This is a genomic window from Bradyrhizobium sp. NP1, assembly GCF_030378205.1.
Taxonomy (GTDB): domain Bacteria; phylum Pseudomonadota; class Alphaproteobacteria; order Rhizobiales; family Xanthobacteraceae; genus Bradyrhizobium.
Genome location: NZ_CP127385.1, coordinates 786,523 through 807,458, shown reverse-complemented (window position 1 = coordinate 807,458; position 20,936 = coordinate 786,523). Strand labels below are relative to the sequence as shown.

Below are 20,936 nucleotides of genomic sequence, written 5' to 3'. Positions count from 1 at the left end.
CGACCGCAAATCCTGCCGGATCGACCGGCAGCCTTGCTACGTCGACCCGGCGGCCCGCGCCGACGCCGCCCGGATCCGTTTGCTCCGCAAGGTGACTGGCCGCGCGGTCGCCACAGGTAGCGTCACCTCCGCCGGCCGCATGATCGGATCGCTGGAGGCTATCGCATCCTGACGGGACGCGGCGAACCGCGCCGCGCTTTCCCCACGCCTGCGGTTCGATGCCAGAAGCGCCCGGCGGGACGCACCGCCAGCGCTGGCGACGACCGTGCCGTCCTCCGTGGATGGTGCCAGGTAGCGAACGTCGCAGTTGGCCGGCGCATCCGGCGGCCGGTAAGCGAGCGGCGTGTTGTCGTCATAGGACAGCCGGACGAGCTGCACGGCGAGCGGCCTGATCGCATGCAGATCGACCGCGCCGCCGGAGGGCAGCGCATCGACCCTGACAGTGCGGACAAAGGGATCGCAGGTCTTCCCTGCCGGCGGAAACTCCTCGACGATACCGCGGGCATAGGAAAGCACCTCGCCCTCCTGGTAGATGCGGTCGACCGTCAGTCCCTTGGCGTTTGTCCTGCGCACGTCCTCGGTCAGAAGATGCGCGCCGGTGACGGGCGATGGATCGAACGCGAACACCTTGGTGATGCGCGGCCCGCTCGGCTTGTTGGCCAGCGCCGCGAACTGCGCAAGCCCGCCGCCCAGCGAGTGGCCGGTCGAGACGATCTGCGGCTTGCGGACGGCGCGGCGGTAGCAATCGAGATTCGTGATCTGCTTGACGATGGCGTTGATGTTGCGCCGGAGCTGATAATAGTAGTCGTCATAGGGCGTGTAGTACCGGTCGGCATTCGAAACCCAATCCCACCGGTTCAGGCCCACCGTCCCGCGAAAGGCGATGCTGACCTCCGTGCAGACGTCGTTGCCGGAATGAGGGAAACGGGTGCGGGCCCAGACCTGATAGGCCGGTCCCTGGCCGAAGCTCCAGCCTCTCTTGTCCCACTCGCGCTTGCAGTCGGCATCGTTCCAGTCGAGGCAGTCGAGGTAGCGGTCGCTGCCGAACTGATACTGCCAGTTCTTGAACGCGTCCCGCGCGCTCTTGGCGACCTGATCGTCCGTTTGCAGGCTCGCGACCGCGAACGTCACGTCCGCCCCATAGTTGTCCTGATCCCATTTCTGCTTCAGGGCGTCGAGCTGGTCGGGCGGCAGGTAGGCCGCGGCGGCCTGGATCGCGTAAGGGGCGTAGTATCTGGCGAACTTGTAGACAAAGGACGCCTTGATGGCTTGTCCGCCGTCGGTCCCGGACTGCGCCGCCGCCGGACCCGGATCCGTCATCAGCAACGATGCAGCCATCATGATGCCTGGGAAAATCGACCGCAAAAGCGTGCCCATGGCCAATATCTCCGCAAAGAGCGCTCAATTTATACGTGTATGAGATCACAATCACCCGACCGTGACAAGTTGAGCCGAAGGCCGATTGCGCGTGATGTCGTGCGTGATCCGCCGGCAAGCGGGCTAAATGGAACGGTCCTGCGCTGCCGCCGAGCTTTGGCGCCGCTTCGCAGCAAAATGCATAGCCGTGACGGCGAGCGCGAATACGACGAAGGCGGCGATCGCAACCGGCGCGCCGTAGAAGAACTTCCAGCCCAGCCGCACGGCTTCATGGGCCGGCTCGCCGACATTGCCGCCATAGATCATGCATTCGGGCGGAATTCCGCCCTCGTTGGGATTGCACTTGGGATTGGCAAGCGGTCCGATCGCCAGGATCGGTCCGAAATAGGGCAGGATCGCAAGGATCAGGCTGGTGCCCAGCGCCAGCAGCAGACGGCTGGAAAGCCGCGTCCAGCCGAGCACGATCAGCACGTAGCAGAGCGCGAGCCAGACCAGGACGACATTGTCGTCGGCGAATTCCTTGCCGATGACCGCGGCGACCTGCAGCGAGCCACGGATGACGTTGGTGACCGAGGGCGGCCCGACCGCGCAGGCAACCGTCGATTGGACCTCGCAGCCCGACGCCGCGGCATAGGCGCTCGCCGCGAGGATCAGGATCTCCGGCACGAGCGGCAGCAGCACGAGCACGAGCAGCGCGCCTTTCCAGAGCCTGCGACTGCGATGTGCTACGGGTTCGGTTCTCATGCGCCGGCAGTTCGAGTACGATCAACCAAATGAAACAATGACAGTTCTAAACCTAAGCGTGCCGGCAGGAAATGGCTTTCTCCGCCCGGCGCACCCGACCCGCACGCCGTCGCCCACCCCTGACCCTTTGCAATGACCAAGCTCAGCTTCCACGAGGTCGATCAACGCCGCTGGGCCGACTTCGAGCGCCTGTTCGAGTCCCGCGGCGGTCCCGGCTATTGCTGGTGCATGGCCTGGCGAGCCAAAGGCGCGGAGGCCAAACAGAAGGGCGCGGCGCGCAAGGCTGCGATCAAGCGGCGGGTCGATATGGCCGTGCCGATCGGGCTATTGGGCTATCTCGACGATGAACCGGTCGCGTGGTGCTCGATCGCGCCGCGCTCGACCTATCGCCCGCTCGGGGGCGCCGAGATCGCGGGCGAGCATCCCGAAGATGTCTGGTCGCTCGCCTGCTTCTTCATCCGCCGCGACCTGCGCGGACAGGATCTTGTGCCGCAGCTCATCGAGGCTGCGGTCAAACAGGCGCGCAGGCGCGGCGCCAAGGTGCTCGAGGCCTATCCGGTCGCGCCGGGTTCGCCGAGCTACCGCTTCATGGGCTATGTGCCGGCCTTTGAGGCTGCCGGCTTCGAGATGATCGGTCGCGCCGGCAGCCGCCGCTACGTCATGCGGCGCAAGCTGCGCCGCTAGAGCATCGGTTCTGATGGAATCAGAACCGATGCTCTAGATTCTTGTTTTGACGCGTTTTCTTCACGCGAACCGGTATCCACTTCGCTCAAAAACGCTCTAGATCCCGAGATAGCGGTGCTGCAGATCAGGCTCGGCCATCAATTGCGCCGAGGTCCCGCTCCACACCGCGCGGCCCCGCTCGATGATGTAGTGGCGGTCGCAGATCCGCGTCAGGTGCTCGATGTTCTTGTCGATGACCAGCACCGACTGTCCGCGCGCCTTCAGCATCGACAGGCAATTCCAGATCTCTTCGCGGATCAGCGGCGCCAGCCCCTCGGTCGCCTCGTCGAGAATCAAGAGCTTCGGGTTGGTCATCAGCGCCCGCCCGATCGCGAGCATCTGCTGCTCGCCGCCGGAGAGCGTGTTGCCCATGTTGCCGCCGCGCTCGGCGAGCCGCGGAAACAGCGCGTGGATCTTCTCGAGCGTCCATGGATCGCGCGCGCCGAGCCGGTTGGCCGCCGCCGCCACGAGGTTTTCCCTGACCGTGAGGTTGGGAAAGATCTGGCGGCCTTCGGGTACGAGCCCGATGCCGAGCTTGGCGATCCGGTAGGACGGCAGCCCGCGCGCTTCCACGCCGGCGAATCGGATCGCGCCCGACCGCGCCGGCGTCAGGCCCATGATGGAGCGGATCGTCGTGGTCTTGCCCATGCCGTTGCGACCCATCAGCGAGACCATCTCGCCGGCATTGATCGACAACGACAGGCCAAAGAGCACCTGGCTCAGGCCATAGCAGGTCTCGATGCCCTCGACCGCGAGCAACGCGGCGGGTCCAGCGTTCTTCGTGTTCTCAGCCATGTTTTCAGCCATGCGCGGTCACCACATGCTGGTCGCCGAGATAGGCGCGCTTGACCTCGTCGTTCTGCCGGATCGCCGACGGCACGCCGGAGGCGATCACGCGGCCATAGACCAGAACCGAGATGCGGTCGGCGAGCGCGAACACTGCCTCCATGTCGTGCTCGACCAGCACGATGGTCACTTCCTTGCGCAGCTCCTGCAGCAACTTGACCATGCGCGCGGATTCGGTGACGCCCAGGCCCGCCATCGGCTCGTCCAGCAGCAATAGTTGCGGCCGCGTCGCAAGCGCCACCGCAAGCTCGAGCTCGCGCTGCTCGCCATGGCTGAGTTTTGACACCGGCACATTGGCGCGGTCGCTCAAGCCGACCCGCGCCAGCGCCGCCTCCGCCTGCCCGCGCAACCCGCTTTCCTTGCGGGCGTTGCGCCAGAAGGAGAAGGAGTGCCCCTCATGCGCTTGCGCTGCGAGCGCGACGTTGTCGGCGGCGGTGAAGTCGGGCAACAGCGAGGTGATCTGGAACGAGCGCGCGAGCCCAAGCACGCTGCGGCGATAGGCCGGAAGAAAGGTAATGTCGCGGCCACCGAGACGAATGCTGCCCGCATGCGGGGCGAGATGCCCGGTGAGCTGGCTGATCAGCGTGGTCTTGCCGGCGCCGTTCGGCCCGATGATGGCGTGCAGCTCGCCTTGCGCGACATCGAGGCAGACTCGGTCGGTCGCGGTGATGCCGCCGAAGCGGCGCACCAGGTCCTTCACGCATAATAGCGGCTCAGCCACGGGAAAACCTCCCTAGCAGCCCCATGATGCCGCCGCGCCCGAACAGCACGATCAGAAGCAGCAGCGGCCCCATGATCAGCGCCCAGAATTCGGTGACCTGCGACAGCAGTTCTTCCAGCACGAGATAGACCACCGCGCCGAGCACCGGCCCGACCAGCGTGCCCATGCCGCCGAGGATCACCATCACCATGAGGTCGCCGGAGCGGGTCCAGTACATCACGGCGGGACTGATGAAATCGGTGTTGTTGGCGAGCAGTGCGCCGGCCAGCCCGCACATCGTGCCGGCGATCACGAAGCAGGTGAGCCGATAGCGGGTCCCGGGAAAGCCGATCGCCTGCATGCGCTGCTCGTTGGAGCGCAGGCCCTGCACGACAAGGCCGAAGCGCGAATTGACGATGCGCCAGATCAGGATCATCACGCCGAACAGGCAGGCGAGGCAGAGATAGTAGAACTGGGTGCGGTTGGAGAGGTTGATCAGGCCCGCGAAATCGCTGCGCTTGTAGATGGTCAGCCCGTCGTCGCCGCCATAGCGCGCGAGCCCCGAGGCGACGTAATAGGCCATCTGCGCGAAGGCCAGCGTGATCATGATGAAATAGACGCCGCGGGTCCGCAGAGACAGCGCGCCGATGACGAGCGCATAGACCGCCGATGCCGCCAGCGCCACCGGAAACTGGATGAAGCCGGAGCCGATGCCTTCCTGCGCCAGGATGCCGACGGCGTAGCCGCCGATGCCGAGATAGGCGGCGTGGCCGAAGCTCATCATGCCGCCAAAGCCCATGATGAGGTTGAGGCTAGCCGCCGCCAGCGCCAGGATCACGATGCGCGTAAACAGTGTCAGCACGAATACGCTGCCGGTGAGATATGAATAGACCGGGAGCAGGACGAGGCCGGCGATCAGCAGCCCGGCGACGATGGTACGAAGGTCGAGCGCGCGCTTCATCGGCGGCTGGCCGGAAACAGCCCCTCCGGCCGCAGCACCAGCACGATCGCCATCACGAGATAGATCAGCATCGAGGACAGCGCGGGCGCGGCGGTCGAGGCCGCGGCCCCGCTCAGCACCTGCCGCAGCAGATTGGGCAGGAAGGCACGGCCGAGCGTATCGATCAGGCCGACGAAGATCGCGGCCAGGAACGCGCCGCGGATCGAGCCGATGCCGCCGATCACGATGATGACGAAGGCGAGGATGAGGATGTTCTCGCCCATCCCGATCTGCACGGTGAGGATCGGCGCCTGCATCAGCCCGGCGAGGCCGGCAAGCGCGGCGCCAAGGCCGAACACCAGCGTGTAGAGCAGCTTGATGTTGATGCCGAGCGCGCCGATCATCTCGCGGTTGGAGGCGCCGGCGCGGATCAGCATGCCGATGCGCGTGCGCATCACGCCGAGATAAAGCAGGAGCGCCACGAGAAGCGCGACCACGATGATCGCGAGCCGATAGGCGGGGTAGTGGATGCCGGGCATGATCTGCACCGGCACCGTGAGCCAGGCGGGCAGCGGCAGCGCCAGGCCCGCTGGGCCCCAGATCAGCCGCACGGCCTCATTGAAGAACAGGATCAGCCCGAAGGTCGCCAGCACATGGTCGAGATGGTCGCGGCCATAGAGGTGCCTGAGCGCCGTGAATTCCAGCACGATGCCGAGCAGCAGCGTGGCGCCGAGCGCGAGCAACGCACCGAGCAGGAAATTGCCGGTCCAGGCCACGAAGGTCGCGGCAAAATAGGCGCCCATCATGTAGAGCGAGCCGTGCGCGAGGTTGACGAGGTCCATGATGCCGAACACCAGCGTCAGCCCCGCCGCCAAAAGGAACAGCAGGAGCCCGAACTGCAATCCGTTCAAGACTTGTTCGACGACGAGAAGCATGCGCCCCTACATCAGACTCAACGACAGCAAGAAGGCGGCAGCCGGCGAACCGCTGCCGCCCATCTAGCAAATATTTTAAGCTTAAAGCAAGTTCCGCACTACTTCATCGGGCATTTGTCGTGGAAGCGGTCCTGATCGTCCTTGACGATGGTGGCGACCGTCTTCAGCGAGAGCTGGCCGTCGGCATCCTTGACCACGTCCTGCAGGTAGAAGTTCTGGATCGGGATGTGGTTGTTGCCGAACTTGAACGGACCGCGCAGCGACTTGAAGTTGGCCTTCTCCATCTCGGCCTTCATCGCGTCCTTCTTGGAGGTATCGCCCTTGACCGCGATCACCGCGCTGTCGATGAGCTGCGCCGCGTCATAGGCCTGCGCGCCGTAATAGGTCGGGCGCAGTCCCGGATATTTCTTGCGGTAGTCCGCGACGAACTTCTTGTTCTGGTCATTCGGCAGGTCGTTGACCCACTCCTGGGCGCCGGGAACGCCGAGCGCGTTTTCCTTCTGCAGCGGCAGCGACAATTCGTCGATGGTGAAGGCGGTGTAGAGCGGCATCTTCTCCTTGATGCCGGCCTGGACGTACTGGTTGAGGAACTGCACGCCGGCAGCACCCGGATAGAACACGAAGATCGACTCCGCGCCCGAGTTGCGCGCTTTCGTCAGCTCGGCGGAAAAGTCGAGCTGGCTCGGCCAGACCGTATATTCCTCGCCGACCACCTGGCCCTTGAAGGTGCTCTTGAGCCCGGCGAGCATGTCCTTGCCCGCGGCATAGTTCGGGCCGATCAGGAACACCGACTTCACGCCCTTCTGGTTCATGTAGAGGCCAACGGCCTGCGGCGTCTGGTCGTTCTGCCAGGAGGTCGAGAACACGTAAGGCGAGCACAGTTCGCCCGCGAGCTGCGACGGCCCGGCATTGGCCGAGATCAGGAAGGTCTGCGAGTCGACCGCTGTTTTCAGCGAGGCCAAGAGCACGTTCGACCAGATGTAGCCGGCGATGAAATCCACCTTGTCGGACTGCACCAGCTTCTCGGTCTTCTGCTTGCCGACGTCGGGCTTCTGCTGGTCGTCCTCGTAGATCACCTCGACCGGCTTGCCGCCCATCTTGCGACCGAGATGGTCGAGCGCGAGCTCGAAGGAATTGCGCATGTCGTTGCCGATGACCGCGGTCGGCCCGCTGAAGGTCGAGACAAAGCCGATCTTGATGGTGTCGCCCGCCCATGCGGGCCCCGCCAGCGCCAGAGCGGTTGCGCCCGCCAGCCAGAATGCCGTCCTCATCTTGGTTTCCCCTCCTCGTTACCTCAACCCAACCTGTCCGGCCGGGATAACTGCCCGTTGGACTTGCCGTTTTGTGCGCGAAATCTCAGCTCCGCAGCAAGCATGAAGCGATGGTCCGGCTTAGAACCTTCGGCCCATGTCGCTGAAGACGCCTGCACCATAGTTCGCCAGAAGCGAGAATGGCAAGAAATATAGTGCCGGTTTTTCGGGCGCCTGATGTCGCAGCAGCGGGCCGTGCGCGCCTGCTCCATGAGCTTCCCCACCCGTCATTTGCGATCGCGTTCACGACGGCGGACCCGGCTGAGGCTGGTCCGTCGAACCATCGCGCTGCCAGTCGGCCCATTTCGGCCGGTCCATCTGAAACAGATCCGTGCTGCGGGCGTACCAGCCGCTGCCATGCATGCGGGCGATCAAGCGCAACGCCTTCGTGTCGATGTAGCAGCGTTCCCGGTCCTGAACGAGCGCCCCGTCGATATGCGCACCAATGACGCGCCCGACGACCATGGTCTGGCGCGGCCCGGTCACCAGCGACGCCAGAACGCGGCACTCGAACGACACCGGCGATTCCGCGATCCGCGGCGCACCTATCGCGCGCGAGGCAACAGCGGTCAGGCCGGCGAGCGTGAGTTCATCGACATCGGAAGGCGCATCGATGCAGGTGACGTTCATGGCCTCGGCATTCGCCTCGGAAACGAGGTTCACCACGAACTCGCCGGTCTCGAGAATGTTGGCCGCGGTATCCTTGAAACGGCCCTCGCCCGCGAGAAGCCCGAGCGCGACCGTCGGCGGCTCGTGCCCCAGCACGTTGAAGAACGAGAACGGGGCCGCGTTGACGACGCCTTTTTCGGAACGTGTCGTCACCCAGGCGATCGGACGCGGCGTCACGGTCGCGGTGAGGATCTTGTAGCGGCTTTGCGCCTCAAGGGCTTCCATGTCGAAGAACAAAGCTGACCCCACATGCCCCTCTTTTCGATCGTGTTGCGCCGTGGCGCGCTTCAGATGGCCACAACGGGATGGCGCAGCCGGCCGATCCCGGTCACTTCCGCCTCCACGACGTCGCCCGGCCAGAGCCATTCCTGCGGGTTTCGCCCGGCGCCCACGCCATCGGGCGTGCCAGTGGCGATGATGTCGCCCGCTTCCAGCGTGATCGCGGCCGAGATGTCGGAGATCAGCAGCGGCACCTTGAACAGCATGTGGCGCGTGTTGGAGCGTTGCTTCTCGACGCCATTGACCGTGAGCCAGAGATCGAGGCCGTGCGGATCGGCAATCTCGTCTGCCGTGACGATGCACGGACCGAACGGCGCGTAGGTGTCCTGTCCCTTGGAATAGATCCACTGGCCGGCGCGGCGATTGTCGCGCGCCGAGACGTCGATCATCACGCTATAGCCGAACACGAAGTCGAGCGCGTCCGCTTCCGGCACCTTGCGCGCGGTTCGTCCCATCACGACTGCAAGCTCGACTTCCCAGTCGAGCTGCTGGGTGACTTTGCGGTCGTGCTGGATGGCGTCGTCGGGACCGATCACGCTGGTCGGCGGCTTGGAAAAAATCACCGGCTGCTTCGGCAATTCCTTTGCGGTATCCAGCGTGCGCGAGGATTCCGCGACGTGCTCGACATAGTTCAGCCCGATGCCGAAGATGTTCTTGCGCGGGCGCGGAATCGGCGCGAGCAGCCTGACATTCGCAAGCGGCAGCGCGGCGCCGACCGGCCAGCTGCCGCTGCAATCGTCGAGGACTTTCTTCAGTGCCGCGCGCGCGGGCAATCCCAGATCGATGAAGTCGAGCATCGAGTGGGGAAGCGAGATACCGGCGTGCGCGCCGATGTCTTCGACATCCACGACCAGATCGCCGACGACGGCACCGAGGCGGGCCGCGGCCTCGACGTTGCCACGGTAGGTAACGAGACGCATTGTTCGATTCCTAGGATGCGAGCGGCTGGCGCCCTTCGTTGTCGCCGAACGCTTCCTCCCGGTACAGCCCGAGCGACTGCATGACCGGGAGATCGTTGAAGGTGAACAGGCAGGCGTCCTCGCTTGCCGAGGCGTTGGCGTGCTCATGCCAGGCCCAGGACGGAACGCAGAAGATGTCGCGCTCCTTCCAGTCGAAACGCTTGCCGTCGATGATCGAGTAGCCGGCGCCCTTGGCGACCTGGTAGATGAAGCTGCCGGTGTGGCGATGGGCGCGCGTGGCCTCGCCCGGCCGCAGCATCTGCATCGATGCGCCGATCGTCTGCATCACGGGTCCGCCGGTCGCCGGGTTCACATAGTTCATCAGCACGCCGTCATAGGGCGAACCGTCGGTCGATTTGGCGTAACGCTCGAGCGCCTCGTAGGTCGGCGCCCACTCGTATTTCAAAAGCGGCGAATATCCGCGCGTCCATTGCTCGCCCGCCGGCCGCAGGCCCGGATTGCCCCAGCTGTGCGCCATGTCGTCGACGGGATAGCCGACGTCCTGCTGCATGTTGGGATGAACGGCGTAGAAGTTGGCCTCCAGCGCATTCACCAGGGGAATGTCGAGGCCGTCCTGCCAGATGCAGGGCGTGCCGTCGCTGGCAACGCCATGCTCGTGCCAGGTGCCGTTCGGCGTCAGCACGAAATCGTTGGCGCCAAGGGTAAGCTTATGCCCGTCGACGATGGTGTAGGCGCCCTCGCCTTCCATGATGAAGCGCAGCGCCGAGGCGGAATGGGCGTGGGCGGACGCGACCTCGCCCGGATGCATCACCTGCAGGCCCGAATAGAGCCAGCCCACCGCGGCCGCGTGCTCGCGGCGTCCGGGATTGTTGAGATAGATGACGCGCCGGCCGGCCTTTTCCGGCGACACCAGCCCGACCGAGCGCAGCACATGCGCGCGCAGGTCCTGGTAACGCCAGAGCACCGGAACGGACGACGATTTAGGCTGCCAGGGCTCGATCTTGTTGGCGACGGTCCAAAGCGCGCCCGCGTCCAGATTTTCCAGCTCGTCGTAATAGGCGAGCAGCTCCGGGGTGTCCTCGACATTGGCCCGCCCGGCAACGTTCTCCCGATGGTTCTCCCGATTTTTTTCCTGCTTTTTTTCCTGCTTTTTTTCCTGGCGCCCTGTTGCCATGGCCCTCTCCCGATATTGTCCCGACATATAAAATAAGTTATATAGACGACGCAAGGCAAAATTTTCGAAAGAAATCACTTCTATCGAACATGGCATGAGGCAGGGGGTCAGGCAGTGGCAAACGCGGCAGGAGAGCGCCGGATCGGCAGCGAGGGAACGGCGGAGCCCGCGACCCTGGGCGAAGCGGCCTATCAACGTTTGCGCGCCGACATCGTCGCAGGCAACCTGGATGCCGGGAAGCCATTGCGGCTGGAAGCGCTGCGCCAGCGCTACGGGTTCAGCTTTTCGCCGCTGCGCGAGGCCTTGATGCGGCTGCAGTCCGAGCGGCTGGTGCTCTCGACGGCGCTGCGCGGCTTTTCCGTCGCGCCGCTGTCGCGCGAGGAGATGAGGGATGCGACCGAAACCCGCATCCTGATCGAAAGCGAGGCGCTGCGCCGCTCGATGCGCGACGGCGACGACGACTGGGAGGCCGGCATTGTCGCCGCCTTCCATGCGCTGACGCTGCAGGTCGAACGGCAGTCGCGAAGCGCGGGCAAGCTCGATGCCGCCGACATATTCGCGATGGAGGAGCGGCATCATCATTTCCATCGGGCGCTGATCGCCGATTGCGGATCGCCGCGCCTGCTCGAGCTTGCCGACCAGCTTTATGTCGAGACGCAGCGCTATCGGCTGCCGAGCCTGATCGGCCGGGCCCCGGGCAAGCAGCGGCGCGACGTATCCGCCGAGCATCAGGAGATCATGGACGCCACGCTGCGCCGAAGCGAAGCCGCGGTTCGTCACCTGGCCGAGCACTACCGGCGGACGGCTCTGGTCATCGAGGCTTCGCTGGACTGGCCGCCGGCTGCTTCTCCTCAGACGCGATAGTCGGCGCTCTCGACGATGTAGGGGGCGTGGCGAAAATCCCTGATGGTCGCGACCTTGCCGGCCTCCCAGGACAGCAGCATGAAATATTTCGGCCCCCCGTTGGGATCATCCGGATCGAACACCAGGATGGCCGGGCGGTCTTCCACCATCCCCGGAACCAGGTGCCAGTCGCTGGCCCTGGAATAGTTTCCGAGATAGCGCGACGACACTTCGTCCCTGCCCCGCAGGCGCGTCTTGCTGACGAGGTCGAGCCTGACGTCGTCGGCGATCATGGCGCGGATGGCGTCGAAATCGCGCGCGTTGAAGGAGGCGACATAGGCTGACAGCCGTGCGCGATCGGCCTCCGACAGCGCAGGACGCGGCGCATCGTCCGCCTCCTCCGCCAACTCACGCAGTTGCGCCCGCCCGCGATGCAAGGCTGCTTTCGCCGCCGGCAGCGAATAGTCCATGATCTCGCAGATCTCCAGCAGCGAGCAGCCGAGCACATCCATCAGGATCACGCTGGCGCGCTGGGCGACAGGCAGGCGCATGAAGGTGCGCAGGCTTGCGCTTGCGATCTCGCGGCTTGCGACATCATCGAGGTGATCGGCGACCATCTCGACCTCCTCGTCCGAGCGGAGCGCCTCGAGCCGGCTGCGGCGGCGCAGGAAATCCAGCGCCGTGTTGTGCGCGATCCGAAACAGCCAGCCTTCCGGGTTCTCGATGGCGCCTGCCGCCGGCCGCGCCTCGACGACCTTGATCAGCGCGTCCTGCAGCACGTCCTCGCCGTCGATGACCGAGCCGACCATGCGCGCGCAATAGCGATGCAGCCTCGGCCGCATCGTGATCAGGAGCGGCTCGATATCGTCTGTATTTGAAACGGGCACCGGCGACACTCGTCCTCACGGCTCATTGAACATGCGGTAGTTTCCGACGATGCCCACCGCGCGTACCAGCGGAGGCTCGGCGCAGCGATCACGGATGCCATCCTGGAACGCGGCAAATGCCGCGAGCTTCGGTATCGGGCTGGTTCCGTCCTCGGCGTCGGTCTCGACAATGTGGATGAAGGTATCGTCCTCGAGCCGCAGCGAAAGATAGCGCACGCCGTCCGGCTTGGCAGCCTTTAGTTCGGCAAATACGGCCGCAATCAGCGCGGCATTGCGGTCGGAGGCCTCGGGTTTGGTCTTGTAGCGGATCAAGGTGCGCCTCATCGTCGTCTCCATCGGCTTGTGATCTCGCCTCCAAGACGTTCGACACCGGCGAAAGGATTCGTCGGAAAACAAAAAATCTTTGGCCGAATCCCCAGTGCCATCCGCTTCGTCTCATCACAAAGGGGCGCGGCTGGCGCGCTCCGTCATGGACGCGGAGAGCGGCGATGCAAGGAACCAACGATCGAACGGCCAAAAACTGGGTGCTGGGCTTGACCTCGGCTGCCTCCTTCATGATGGCGCTGGATGCGATGGTCATCACCACGGCCTTTGCCTCCATTCGCGCCGAGCTCGGCTCGTCCGTCGAAACGCTGCAATGGGCGGTCAACGCCTTCAACCTGACCTTCGCGGTGCTGCTGCTGACCGGGGCGGCCGTCGGCGACCGGTTCGGCCGCCGGCGCATGTTTGCGGTTGGAATTGCATTGTTCGTCCTTGCATCCGTTGCCTGCGCTTTGGCACAGACCGCGGTTTGGCTGATCGCAAGCCGCGCCGCGCAAGGCGCCGGCGCGGCGCTGGTGATGCCGCTCGCGATGGCGATCCTGAGCGGCGCCTTCGCGAAGGAAGAGCGCGCCCGCGCGCTCGGCATTTTCAGCGGCATCACCGGGTGCGCCCTGATCATCGGCCCCGCGGTCGGCGGTTTCTTGACCGAGGCCATAGGCTGGCGCGCCATCTTCTGGATCAACCTACCGATCGGCGCGTTGCTGATCGGGTTTGTCCTGCGCCGTGTGCAGGAAAGCTTCGGGCCTCCGGCGAAGCTCGACATGATCGGCCTCTCGCTGGTTGCGGTCGCGGCGCTGGCGCTGGTCTGGGGCCTGATCCGCGGCAACCCGATCGGCTGGGCGAGCACGGAAGTGATCGGCGCGCTCGCCGCCGGCGTGCTGTTTACGTTGGCCTTTGTCGCCTACGAGACGCGCGCAGCCGCGCCGATGATCCCGATGCGGCTGTTCGCGTCCCGCCCCTTCGCCTCAGGCATTGCCGCAAGCCTGCTGTTTTATGCCGCGATGTACGGCGTACTGTTCCTGTTGCCGCAATATTTGCAAGGCGCGCTCGGCTTCGGCCCGCTTGGCGCGGGACTGCGCCTCTTGCCATGGACGTCGACGCTGTTCCTGACCGCCCCGATCGCCGGCGCGATGGTGCAGAAGCTCGGTGAACGCCGGCTGGTGGTCGCGGGGCTCGTGATGCAGGCCGCCGGACTCGGCTGGATCGCGATGGAGGTAACGGCAGGCGCCAGCTATCCCGCCATGATCGTGCCGCTCGTTGTCGCCGGCGTCGGCGTCTCCGTGGCAATGCCCGCGGCGCAGAACGCCGTGCTCGGCGCGGTCGCGCTGACCGAGATGGGCAAGGCATCTGGCATCTTCAACATGGGCCGCTTCCTCGGCGGCCTGTTCGGCATTGCGCTATTGGTTGCGGTATTCTCCGCGAACGGCGCCACCGACTCGGGCGCTCATTTCGGTTCCGGATTCGCCGCGGCGATGAGCGTCGCGGCGGCGCTCTCGCTGCTTGCGGCACTGGCCGGCTGCTTCATTCCGGCGCGTCAGCCGGTCGCCGTTCAGCCCAGGCCCGCCGATCAGCCCAAGGACCTGCCAAAGCCGCAACAGGCCTGACGGCGATCGGCATTCGCGATCGCCCGATCGGAAATTGCTGCTTGGTTCCCGGGTGCGGAGGACTACATAATCCATGGACGGAGCGATCAGAACAGCGACACGGGTTCTCATGACAACGACGGCGCCGGCAAATCCCCATCACGTGGTCATCGTCGGCGCCGGTTTCGGCGGCCTCGAAACGGCCTTCGGCCTTGCCGGCGCGCCGGTGAAGATCACCGTGATCGACCGCCGCAACCACCATTTGTTCCAGCCGCTGCTATATCAGGTCGCGACCGCCTCGCTCGCCACCTCCGAGATCGCCTGGCCGGTGCGCTACCTCCTGCGCGGCCGGCGAGAGGTAACGACGCTGTTCGCCACCGTCTGCGGTGTCGATGCGGCTGGCAAGCGGGTGCTGTTCGATGACGGCGATTCGCTCGCCTACGATACGCTGGTGCTCGCCACCGGCGCCCGCCACGCCTATTTCGGCCATGACGAGTGGGAGCCGTTCGCGCCGGGCCTGAAGACACTGGAGGATGCCACCACGCTGCGACGGCGCATCCTCGTCGCCTTCGAGCGCGCCGAGCGCGAGAGTGATCCCGAGCGCCGCGCCGCGCTGTTGACCTTCGTCATCATCGGCGCAGGACCGACCGGCGTCGAGCTCGCCGGCACCATTGCAGAACTGGCGCAGCACACGCTGCGGCCCGACTTCCGCAATATCGACACGCAGAAGGCGCGCGTCGTGCTGATCGAGGCCGGCCCGCGCGTGCTCGCCGGCTTCGACGATGACCTTGCGACCTATGCCCAGAAATCGCTGGAAAAGATCGGCGTCGAGGTCGTGCTGGGCAAGCCGGTCACCGAATGCAGCGCCGACGGCGTGGTCTATGGCGGCCAAAAGCTGGAGGCACGGACCATCATCTGGGCCGCCGGCGTGCGCGCCTCGCCGGCGGCGGAATGGCTCGATGCGCCGGCCGACCGCGCCGGGCGCGTGCAGGTCGAGCCTGATCTGACCGTGCCCGGCCATCCCGACATTTTCGCCGTCGGCGACACCGTGACGATCGACGCCTGGAACGGCAAGCCGGTGCCCGGAATTGCGCCGGCGGCCAAGCAGGAGGGCCGCTATGTCGCGGCGGTGATCAAGGCGCGGCTGCGCGGCGAAAAGCTGCCGCCGTTCCGCTACAGCCACGCCGGCAGCCTGGCCCAGATCGGCAAGCGGCAGGCGGTGATCGATTTCGGCCGCATCAAGCTGCGCGGCGCGCTCGCCTGGTGGATCTGGGGCATCGCCCACATCTATTTCCTGATCGGCCTTCGCCATCGGTTGAGCGTCGCACTGAGCTGGCTCTGGATCTATCTGCGCGACCAGCGCGCCGCGCGCCTGATCACGCAGGGCAGCAGCAAGGTGACGAAGTGAGCTTCACGTTTCGTCATGGTCGGGCATGGCCGTCCCGAGGACGGCGTCGCTTCCGCTCGCCTATGTCCCGGCCATCCACTTCTTTCTTGATGCGGGCATAGGCGTGGATGCCCGGCACAAGCTCGGCCATGACCAGCTCAGCTGGCGCAGCCGATCCATTCGCTTGACGCGTCATCACAGAGCCGCGCCACCGCCTCGGAACGGCGCGTCAGCACCGCGCGCTGGTTGATGTAGCCCTTGTCCGTGATCTCGCCGCCATCGACCGACGGAGGCTCGGCAAGCAGCAGCGCGCGCGTGGCGTGAGCGGACGAATGCGGAGCCCGCGCCTTCAGACCCGCGAGCCCCTGCGCGATCGCGTCGCGCACTTTTGGATGCGCGATCACCGCGCGAACATCCGCCTGCTCGGCAAGACCTGCATGCGCGCGGCAGGCCGCCAGGTTCGGAAAGATCAGGAAATGCACGGCATCGCCGCCATGGCCGGCGACCACGATGTCCTGCGCCAGCGGCGCGAGCGCGGCGATGCCGGCGACGCGAAGGCTGCCGACATTGACCCAGGTTCCCGAACTGAGCTTGAAATCCTCCGCGACGCGGCCGTCGAAGAACAAGCCAAGTTCCGGCCGCGCCGGATCGGCAAACTTCACGGCATCGCCGATCCGGTAAAATCCTTCCTCGTCGAAGGCCTGCGCCGTGAGCTCGGCCGCCTTCCAGTAGCCGGGCGTGATGTTGGGGCCGCGCACGCGCACCTCGAGCTTGTCGCCGGCGCGCACGAGCTTCAGCTCGGTGCCGGGGATGGGCACGCCGATATTGCCCGAGCGTTCGGCCTGGAAGTGGCAGTCGGTCGCGAGCGGCGAGGTTTCAGTCGAACCCCAGGCCGAGACCATCGGCAGCGCGCGGCCGATGGTCTTGTGCGAGAGCTCGTTGAGCGCGTCCCAGAGGTTCTGCGGCAGCGCCGCGCCGGCATAGAACGCAAGCCTCACCTCGGTGAAGAATTTGCGGCGAAGGTCCTCGTCCTCGCGCAACGCTGCGATCAGCATGTCGAAGCCGCGCGGCACGTTGAAATAGATCGTCGGGCGGATGCTGCGGAGATTGGCGAGCGAGGTCGCGAACAGCCCCGGCGCCGGCTTGCCGCCGTCGATGTAGAGCGTGCCGCCGTTGCGCAGCACCAGATTGAAATTGTGGTTGGCGCCAAACGTGTGGCTCCAGGGCAGCCAGTCGAGGATCACGAGCGCGTCGCCCGCGTTTTCGAGGAAGGCCCAGGTCTGTGCCTTGGCCTCCTGGCTCGAGGTCAGCATGCGCTGCGTGTTGATCACAGCCTTCGGCGTGCCGGTCGAACCCGAGGTGAACAGGAATTTTGCGATCGTGTCCGGCGTCACGCGTGCGAAGGCTGTTTCGACCTCAGGCGTCTCCGACGTTGCCGCAATCGCCGCGAACGAAATCGCCTCGGCGTCCTGCGCATCGCCGCTGACGAGCTTCGCCGCATGCAGCGGTGCGATCGCGGCGAGCGCCGCTGCAAATGACGTCACGCTCGACACATAGATCGCGCCGGGCTCGAGCAGGCGGATCATGCTCTTCAGCTTGTCGAAATCTTTGGACATCAGCGAATAGGCCGGCGAGATCGCGGCAGCCGGCACGCCGACATGCATCGCGGCAAGCGTCAGCAGCGCGTGATCGATGCTGTTGTCGGAAAGGATCGCGAGCGGATGATCGGCGCTCAGGCCCTGCGCGAGCATCCAGGCACCGAGCGACCGCACCCGGCGCATCGCATCCGCATAGGAAACCGTCGTCCAGGGCGCATCGACACTTGCGCGCTCGGCGAGAAAGACCTTGTCCGGCGTGCGCCGCGCCCAATGCTCCAGCCAGTCGCCGGCGCAGCGCGCGTGGGCGCGCAGCGGCGTCCGGGATCGGACGACGGTGCTGCCGTCAGGACGATGCTCGGCCGATATATCGGGCTTGGCGAACAGCACGGCGGAATCGTCGTGGGCCGCGGCGACAGGGGTCATGGGGTTTCCTCGCGAAGGCCGCTTTCGTTGAAGGGCCTTTTGCTCTCTACGCGAGAACCGCGCAGCGCGGCAACGCCTGTCGCGCGCCTGCGACGCTCTTGCCGGTGCTGCTCAAAAAGTTGGCAGCGCGCGGCCGGAAATCTCCGCACGGCTCGTCAGTGCTGAGCCAAGCCATTGATATTATTTGGCTTGATCGGCGTTCCGGCCAGCATCGATCCTGTACACAATGGCACATCGCTTGCAGCGAAACGGGCTAGAATTTGTCGCCCGAGGCCCGTTGAACCCTCCGGCCAGCCAAGAGGCACGCCTTGACCGAAACCGTCGCCGCGATCGTCGCCGCCCATCGTGCAGGGGCCACCTCGCCGGCCGAGACGATGGCGCGCAGCTATCGGCGCATCCTAGCGCATGGCGATCCCGCCATCTTCATCGCCTTGCGCGACGAGAAGGAAGTGCTCGCCGAAGCCGAGGCGCTCTCCGGCACAAAGGCGGCATCGCTGCCGCTGTTCGGCGTGCCGGTCGCGGTGAAGGACAATATCGACGTCGCGGGCCTGCCAACCACCGCGGCCTGCCCCGCCTTCTCCTACCGGCCCGCGCGCGATGCGACCGCGGTGGCGCGGCTGCGCGCGGCGGGCGCCATCATCATCGGCAAGACCAATCTCGACCAGTTCGCGACCGGGCTCGTCGGCGTGCGCTCGCCCTACGGCATTCCGAAAAACCCTGTTCGCGCCGATCTCATTCCGGGCGGATCGAGTTCGGGCTCGGCCGTCGCGGTTGCCGCAGGGCTGGTGCCGCTGTCGCTCGGCACCGACACCGCCGGCTCGGGCCGCGTGCCGGCGATGCTCAACAATATCGTCGGGCTGAAGCCGAGCCTCGGGCTGGTCTCCACCACGGGCGTGGTGCCGGCCTGCCGCACACTCGACTGCGTCTCGCTCTTCTCGCTCACGGTCGACGACGCGATGCTCGCGCTGGAGGCGATGGCGGCGCCCGATGCCGCCGATCCGTTTTCGCGCGACCGGCCGCTTGGCTATCTCACGGCGCTGCCGAACAAGCCCAGGCTCGGCATTCCCCGCAACGGCCAGTTGCTCTTCTTCGGCGACACGAAGTCGGAGGCAGCCTATGGCGAGGCGATCGAGCGCTTGAGGTCGCTCGGCGCCGAACTCGTCGCCTTCGATCTCGAGCCCTTCTACGAGACCGCGCGGCTGCTCTACGAGGGGCCCTGGGTCGCCGAGCGCTACCTCGTAATCCGCGATCTGCTCGCCTCCGCTCCCGAAGCGATCCACCCGGTGACGCGCGAGATCACGGTTGCCGGCAGCCGGATCAGCGCCGCCGATACCTTTGCCGCGCTCTACCGGCTACAGGCGCTGCGCCAGGTCGCCGCGCGCACCTTCGCCGAGATCGATGCGATGGTGCTGCCGACCGCGCCCACCGTCTATTCGACCGCGCAGGTGCTCGCCAACCCGATCGAGCTCAACAGCCGGCTCGGCACCTACACCAACTTCGTCAACCTGCTCGACCTCTGCGGCCTCGCGCTGCCGTCAGCAATGCGCTCCGACGGCATCCCCTTCGGCATCACGCTGCTGGCGCCGGGCGGACGCGACGCCATGCTTGCGAGCATCGGCCGCGTCTTCCACGCCGGCAGCGGGCTTGCGCTCGGCGCCACGGGCCAGCCGCAGCCGCCGCTTGCGGATGTAAGCGAGAGCGCCGAGGCGAACGAAATCCCGATCGCCGTGGTCGGCGCGCATCTTTCCGGCATGGCGCTCAACGGCGAATTGCGCGCGCTCGGCGCAAGATTGCTGGAGGAGACCGCGACCGCGCCGGACTACCGGCTCTTCGCGCTGTCGACGACACCGCCGAAGCCCGGCATGGTGCGCATCGAGGCCGGCCGTGGCGCGGCGATCGCGCTGGAAGTGTGGTCGCTGTCGGCCGACGCATTCGGCCGCTTCGTCGCCGCGATCCCGCCGCCGCTTTCGATCGGCACCATCAGGCTCGCCGACGGCCACAGCGTGAAGGGCTTTCTCGCCGAGCCCGCCGCGCTCGAAGGCGCGCGCGACATATCGGCCTTTGGCGGCTGGCGTGCCTTCATGGCACAGGCGGCGGAATAGCGCCTCATGGTGAGGAGCGCATTTTTGCGCGTCTCGGAATGTGGTGCGCGTTAGACCGATACCGCGTAGATCTCGTATTCGCCGCGGACGAATTCGATATGCGCGCGCATCGCGCCGGCCGCGCCGAGGCGGTCGCCGCGCAGGATCGCGACCACGACGCGGTCATGTTCGGCATGGGACTTGGCGAGCCGGCCAAGGTTGCGGAACTGGGCGCGGCGGAACGGCTGCACCCGCACCCGGGTCGCCAGCGTCATTTCCGCGATATAGCCGTTACGCGCGCCGGCATAGATCGCGCTGTGGAAGCGCTCGTTGACCTCGTGAAAGCGCTCGGGATTGCCGGCATGGCTCAGCATGCGCAATTCCTCGTGAACCGCCTCGAGCCGCCGCCGTTCGATCGGTGACATGCGCTCCGCGGCAAGCCCCGCGCACAGCGCCTCCAGCTCCGCCATCGCCTCGAACATTTCGGTCAGCCGTTCGAGCGTGGGCCGCGCCACCACGGCGCCGCGATGCGCCCGCGCCTCCACCAGGCCGCTTGCCGCGAGCTGGCGCAGCGCCTCGCGTACCGGCGTGCGCGACACGCTGAAGCGCCGCGCGATCTCGGTCTCGTCGAGCGGCGCGCCGGGCGGCAGGGTGCCGCGCACGATCTCGTCCGCGAGCTGCAATCGCAGTTCCTCCGCGCGCGTGACCTTCTGCAAGGAGGGCGGCGCACGATCGACACGGCGCACTGTCTCTCCGGCAATGCCCGTCGCCGCCTCGGCCGGGAGGTCGTCGAGGCTCATGCCTTCGGGTCCTTGTGCTCGTCGATGACGCTGACATGGGCGGCGACGATGCGCCAGCCTTCGGGAAACCTGGCCCAGGTCTGCATCTGCCGGCCGACCTTGCCCGGCGCGCTGTCGCGATAGAACAGCGTGGAGGCCACCGCGACGTCACGCCCATAGGTCGTGATCACGGTGCGCGCGGTCCTGCGCATCAGCCCGACCGGCGAGCGCGCGGCGCGGAACGACGATATCGCGCCGTAGCCGTAGAGGTTCTCGCCGATGCCATAGCGCAGCGTACGCGGATCATTGCGGAACAACTCGTCGAGCACGGCGACGTCGTTGGTCACCAGCGCCTGCTCGTAGCGCTGGAACTGTGCCGTCACCTCCGCCACGACGTCGGGAAGGTCGATTTCCATG

At 66.0% G+C, this 20,936-nt stretch carries 20 protein-coding genes; 5 read left to right on the top strand and 15 right to left on the bottom strand.

Translation table 11 applies throughout. The features are described 5' to 3' along the window. Positions 1 to 36 precede the first annotated feature (36 nt). Both QOU61_RS03780 and QOU61_RS03775 read right to left on the bottom strand, forming a co-directional pair. Positions 37 to 1,377, bottom strand: coding sequence for a lipase family protein (locus QOU61_RS03780; protein ID WP_289656800.1), 1,341 nt, complete (start codon positions 1,375 to 1,377; stop codon positions 37 to 39). Between the two features lie 123 nt (positions 1,378 to 1,500). Further along, positions 1,501 to 2,121 carry a hypothetical protein gene (locus QOU61_RS03775; RefSeq protein ID WP_289656799.1) on the bottom strand — a complete coding sequence of 207 codons (621 nt, stop codon included), beginning with the start codon at positions 2,119 to 2,121 and terminating at the stop codon, positions 1,501 to 1,503. 132 nt (positions 2,122 to 2,253) lie between these two features. Between QOU61_RS03775 and QOU61_RS03770 the strand changes: the two genes are divergently transcribed. Next, the gene (locus QOU61_RS03770; protein WP_289656798.1) at positions 2,254 to 2,805 is read left to right on the top strand and encodes a GNAT family N-acetyltransferase; all 552 of its coding nucleotides are present in this window, start codon (positions 2,254 to 2,256) and stop codon (positions 2,803 to 2,805) included. Between the two features lie 96 nt (positions 2,806 to 2,901). Here QOU61_RS03770 and QOU61_RS03765 read toward each other — a convergent pair whose 3' ends face one another. From QOU61_RS03765 to QOU61_RS03730, 8 genes are all read right to left on the bottom strand, one after another. Beyond that, positions 2,902 to 3,639 carry an ABC transporter ATP-binding protein gene (locus QOU61_RS03765; RefSeq protein WP_289656797.1) on the bottom strand — a complete coding sequence of 246 codons (738 nt, stop codon included), beginning with the start codon at positions 3,637 to 3,639 and terminating at the stop codon, positions 2,902 to 2,904. A 4-nt stretch (positions 3,640 to 3,643) separates the two neighbouring features. Next, complete coding sequence (locus QOU61_RS03760) at positions 3,644 to 4,411, bottom strand: ABC transporter ATP-binding protein (RefSeq protein ID WP_289656796.1); 768 nt, start codon at positions 4,409 to 4,411, stop codon at positions 3,644 to 3,646. Then, positions 4,404 to 5,351 (bottom strand): branched-chain amino acid ABC transporter permease, encoded by a 948-nt coding sequence (locus tag QOU61_RS03755; protein ID WP_289656795.1) that lies wholly within the window; start codon positions 5,349 to 5,351, stop codon positions 4,404 to 4,406. The genes QOU61_RS03760 and QOU61_RS03755 overlap by 8 nt, the downstream gene beginning before the upstream one ends. Next, positions 5,348 to 6,265, bottom strand: a complete 918-nt coding sequence (locus tag QOU61_RS03750) for a branched-chain amino acid ABC transporter permease (protein ID WP_289656794.1) — start codon at positions 6,263 to 6,265, stop codon at positions 5,348 to 5,350. Before QOU61_RS03750 ends, QOU61_RS03755 begins: the two co-directional genes overlap by 4 nt. 98 nt (positions 6,266 to 6,363) lie before the next feature. After that, on the bottom strand, positions 6,364 to 7,536 hold the full coding sequence (locus QOU61_RS03745) for an ABC transporter substrate-binding protein (protein WP_289656793.1): 1,173 nt from the start codon (positions 7,534 to 7,536) through the stop codon (positions 6,364 to 6,366). Positions 7,537 to 7,818: 282 nt separating this feature from the next. Continuing rightward, a complete protein-coding gene (locus QOU61_RS03740; RefSeq protein WP_354142507.1) occupies positions 7,819 to 8,493 on the bottom strand; it encodes a flavin reductase family protein in 675 nt (224 codons plus the stop codon). A 38-nt stretch (positions 8,494 to 8,531) separates the two neighbouring features. Then, positions 8,532 to 9,443: a fumarylacetoacetate hydrolase family protein gene (locus QOU61_RS03735; RefSeq protein ID WP_289656792.1), complete on the bottom strand. Its 912-nt coding sequence runs from the start codon at positions 9,441 to 9,443 to the stop codon at positions 8,532 to 8,534. Between the two features lie 10 nt (positions 9,444 to 9,453). Then, complete coding sequence (locus QOU61_RS03730; protein ID WP_289656791.1) at positions 9,454 to 10,617, bottom strand: cupin domain-containing protein; 1,164 nt, start codon at positions 10,615 to 10,617, stop codon at positions 9,454 to 9,456. Positions 10,618 to 10,731: 114 nt separating this feature from the next. Between QOU61_RS03730 and QOU61_RS03725 the strand changes: the two genes are divergently transcribed. Then, the gene (locus QOU61_RS03725) at positions 10,732 to 11,481 is read left to right on the top strand and encodes a GntR family transcriptional regulator (protein ID WP_289656790.1); all 750 of its coding nucleotides are present in this window, start codon (positions 10,732 to 10,734) and stop codon (positions 11,479 to 11,481) included. Here QOU61_RS03725 and QOU61_RS03720 read toward each other — a convergent pair. Continuing rightward, positions 11,469 to 12,302 (bottom strand): sigma-70 family RNA polymerase sigma factor, encoded by an 834-nt coding sequence (locus tag QOU61_RS03720; protein WP_502877008.1) that lies wholly within the window; start codon positions 12,300 to 12,302, stop codon positions 11,469 to 11,471. The two genes, QOU61_RS03725 and QOU61_RS03720, sit on opposite strands and share 13 nt — an antisense overlap. A 60-nt stretch (positions 12,303 to 12,362) precedes the next feature. Further along, a complete protein-coding gene (locus QOU61_RS03715) occupies positions 12,363 to 12,671 on the bottom strand; it encodes a hypothetical protein (protein WP_289656788.1) in 309 nt (102 codons plus the stop codon). Positions 12,672 to 12,835: 164 nt separating this feature from the next. Here QOU61_RS03715 and QOU61_RS03710 point away from each other — a divergent pair, with 164 nt between their 5' ends. Both QOU61_RS03710 and QOU61_RS03705 read left to right on the top strand, forming a co-directional pair. Next, a complete protein-coding gene (locus tag QOU61_RS03710) occupies positions 12,836 to 14,272 on the top strand; it encodes an MFS transporter (protein WP_289656787.1) in 1,437 nt (478 codons plus the stop codon). A 109-nt stretch (positions 14,273 to 14,381) separates the two neighbouring features. Continuing rightward, positions 14,382 to 15,659, top strand: a complete 1,278-nt coding sequence (locus tag QOU61_RS03705) for an NAD(P)/FAD-dependent oxidoreductase (RefSeq protein WP_289656786.1) — start codon at positions 14,382 to 14,384, stop codon at positions 15,657 to 15,659. Between the two features lie 137 nt (positions 15,660 to 15,796). Here the strand turns inward: QOU61_RS03705 and QOU61_RS03700 are convergent, their stop codons facing one another. After that, a complete protein-coding gene (locus QOU61_RS03700; protein WP_289656785.1) occupies positions 15,797 to 17,659 on the bottom strand; it encodes a feruloyl-CoA synthase in 1,863 nt (620 codons plus the stop codon). A 308-nt stretch (positions 17,660 to 17,967) separates the two neighbouring features. On the opposite strand from QOU61_RS03700, the gene atzF reads away from it, so the two are divergent. Next, positions 17,968 to 19,761, top strand: a complete 1,794-nt coding sequence (atzF, locus tag QOU61_RS03695) for an allophanate hydrolase (protein WP_289656784.1) — start codon at positions 17,968 to 17,970, stop codon at positions 19,759 to 19,761. Positions 19,762 to 19,811: 50 nt separating this feature from the next. Here atzF and QOU61_RS03690 read toward each other — a convergent pair whose 3' ends face one another. Next, on the bottom strand, positions 19,812 to 20,540 hold the full coding sequence (locus tag QOU61_RS03690) for a GntR family transcriptional regulator (RefSeq protein WP_289656783.1): 729 nt from the start codon (positions 20,538 to 20,540) through the stop codon (positions 19,812 to 19,814). Further along, positions 20,537 to 20,935 (bottom strand): oxalurate catabolism protein HpxZ, encoded by a 399-nt coding sequence (hpxZ, locus tag QOU61_RS03685; RefSeq protein ID WP_289656782.1) that lies wholly within the window; start codon positions 20,933 to 20,935, stop codon positions 20,537 to 20,539. The genes QOU61_RS03690 and hpxZ overlap by 4 nt, the downstream gene beginning before the upstream one ends. Between the last annotated feature and the right edge of the window lies 1 nt (position 20,936).

Coding starts and splice junctions, on each gene's coding strand:
- QOU61_RS03780 (WP_289656800.1), bottom strand. CDS start 1,377: ATGGGCACGCTTTTGCGGTCGATTTTCCCAGGCATCATGATGGCTGCA.
- QOU61_RS03775 (WP_289656799.1), bottom strand. CDS start 2,121: ATGAGAACCGAACCCGTAGCACATCGCAGTCGCAGGCTCTGGAAAGGC.
- QOU61_RS03770 (WP_289656798.1), top strand. CDS start 2,254: ATGACCAAGCTCAGCTTCCACGAGGTCGATCAACGCCGCTGGGCCGAC.
- QOU61_RS03765 (WP_289656797.1), bottom strand. CDS start 3,639: ATGGCTGAGAACACGAAGAACGCTGGACCCGCCGCGTTGCTCGCGGTC.
- QOU61_RS03755 (WP_289656795.1), bottom strand. CDS start 5,351: ATGAAGCGCGCGCTCGACCTTCGTACCATCGTCGCCGGGCTGCTGATC.
- QOU61_RS03750 (WP_289656794.1), bottom strand. CDS start 6,265: ATGCTTCTCGTCGTCGAACAAGTCTTGAACGGATTGCAGTTCGGGCTC.
- QOU61_RS03745 (WP_289656793.1), bottom strand. CDS start 7,536: ATGAGGACGGCATTCTGGCTGGCGGGCGCAACCGCTCTGGCGCTGGCG.
- QOU61_RS03735 (WP_289656792.1), bottom strand. CDS start 9,443: ATGCGTCTCGTTACCTACCGTGGCAACGTCGAGGCCGCGGCCCGCCTC.
- QOU61_RS03730 (WP_289656791.1), bottom strand. CDS start 10,617: ATGGCAACAGGGCGCCAGGAAAAAAAGCAGGAAAAAAAGCAGGAAAAA.
- QOU61_RS03720 (WP_502877008.1), bottom strand. CDS start 12,302: ATGCGGCCGAGGCTGCATCGCTATTGCGCGCGCATGGTCGGCTCGGTC.
- QOU61_RS03715 (WP_289656788.1), bottom strand. CDS start 12,671: ATGAGGCGCACCTTGATCCGCTACAAGACCAAACCCGAGGCCTCCGAC.
- QOU61_RS03710 (WP_289656787.1), top strand. CDS start 12,836: ATGCAAGGAACCAACGATCGAACGGCCAAAAACTGGGTGCTGGGCTTG.
- QOU61_RS03705 (WP_289656786.1), top strand. CDS start 14,382: ATGACAACGACGGCGCCGGCAAATCCCCATCACGTGGTCATCGTCGGC.
- QOU61_RS03700 (WP_289656785.1), bottom strand. CDS start 17,659: ATGACCCCTGTCGCCGCGGCCCACGACGATTCCGCCGTGCTGTTCGCC.
- QOU61_RS03690 (WP_289656783.1), bottom strand. CDS start 20,540: ATGAGCCTCGACGACCTCCCGGCCGAGGCGGCGACGGGCATTGCCGGA.
- hpxZ (WP_289656782.1), bottom strand. CDS start 20,935: ATGGAAATCGACCTTCCCGACGTCGTGGCGGAGGTGACGGCACAGTTC.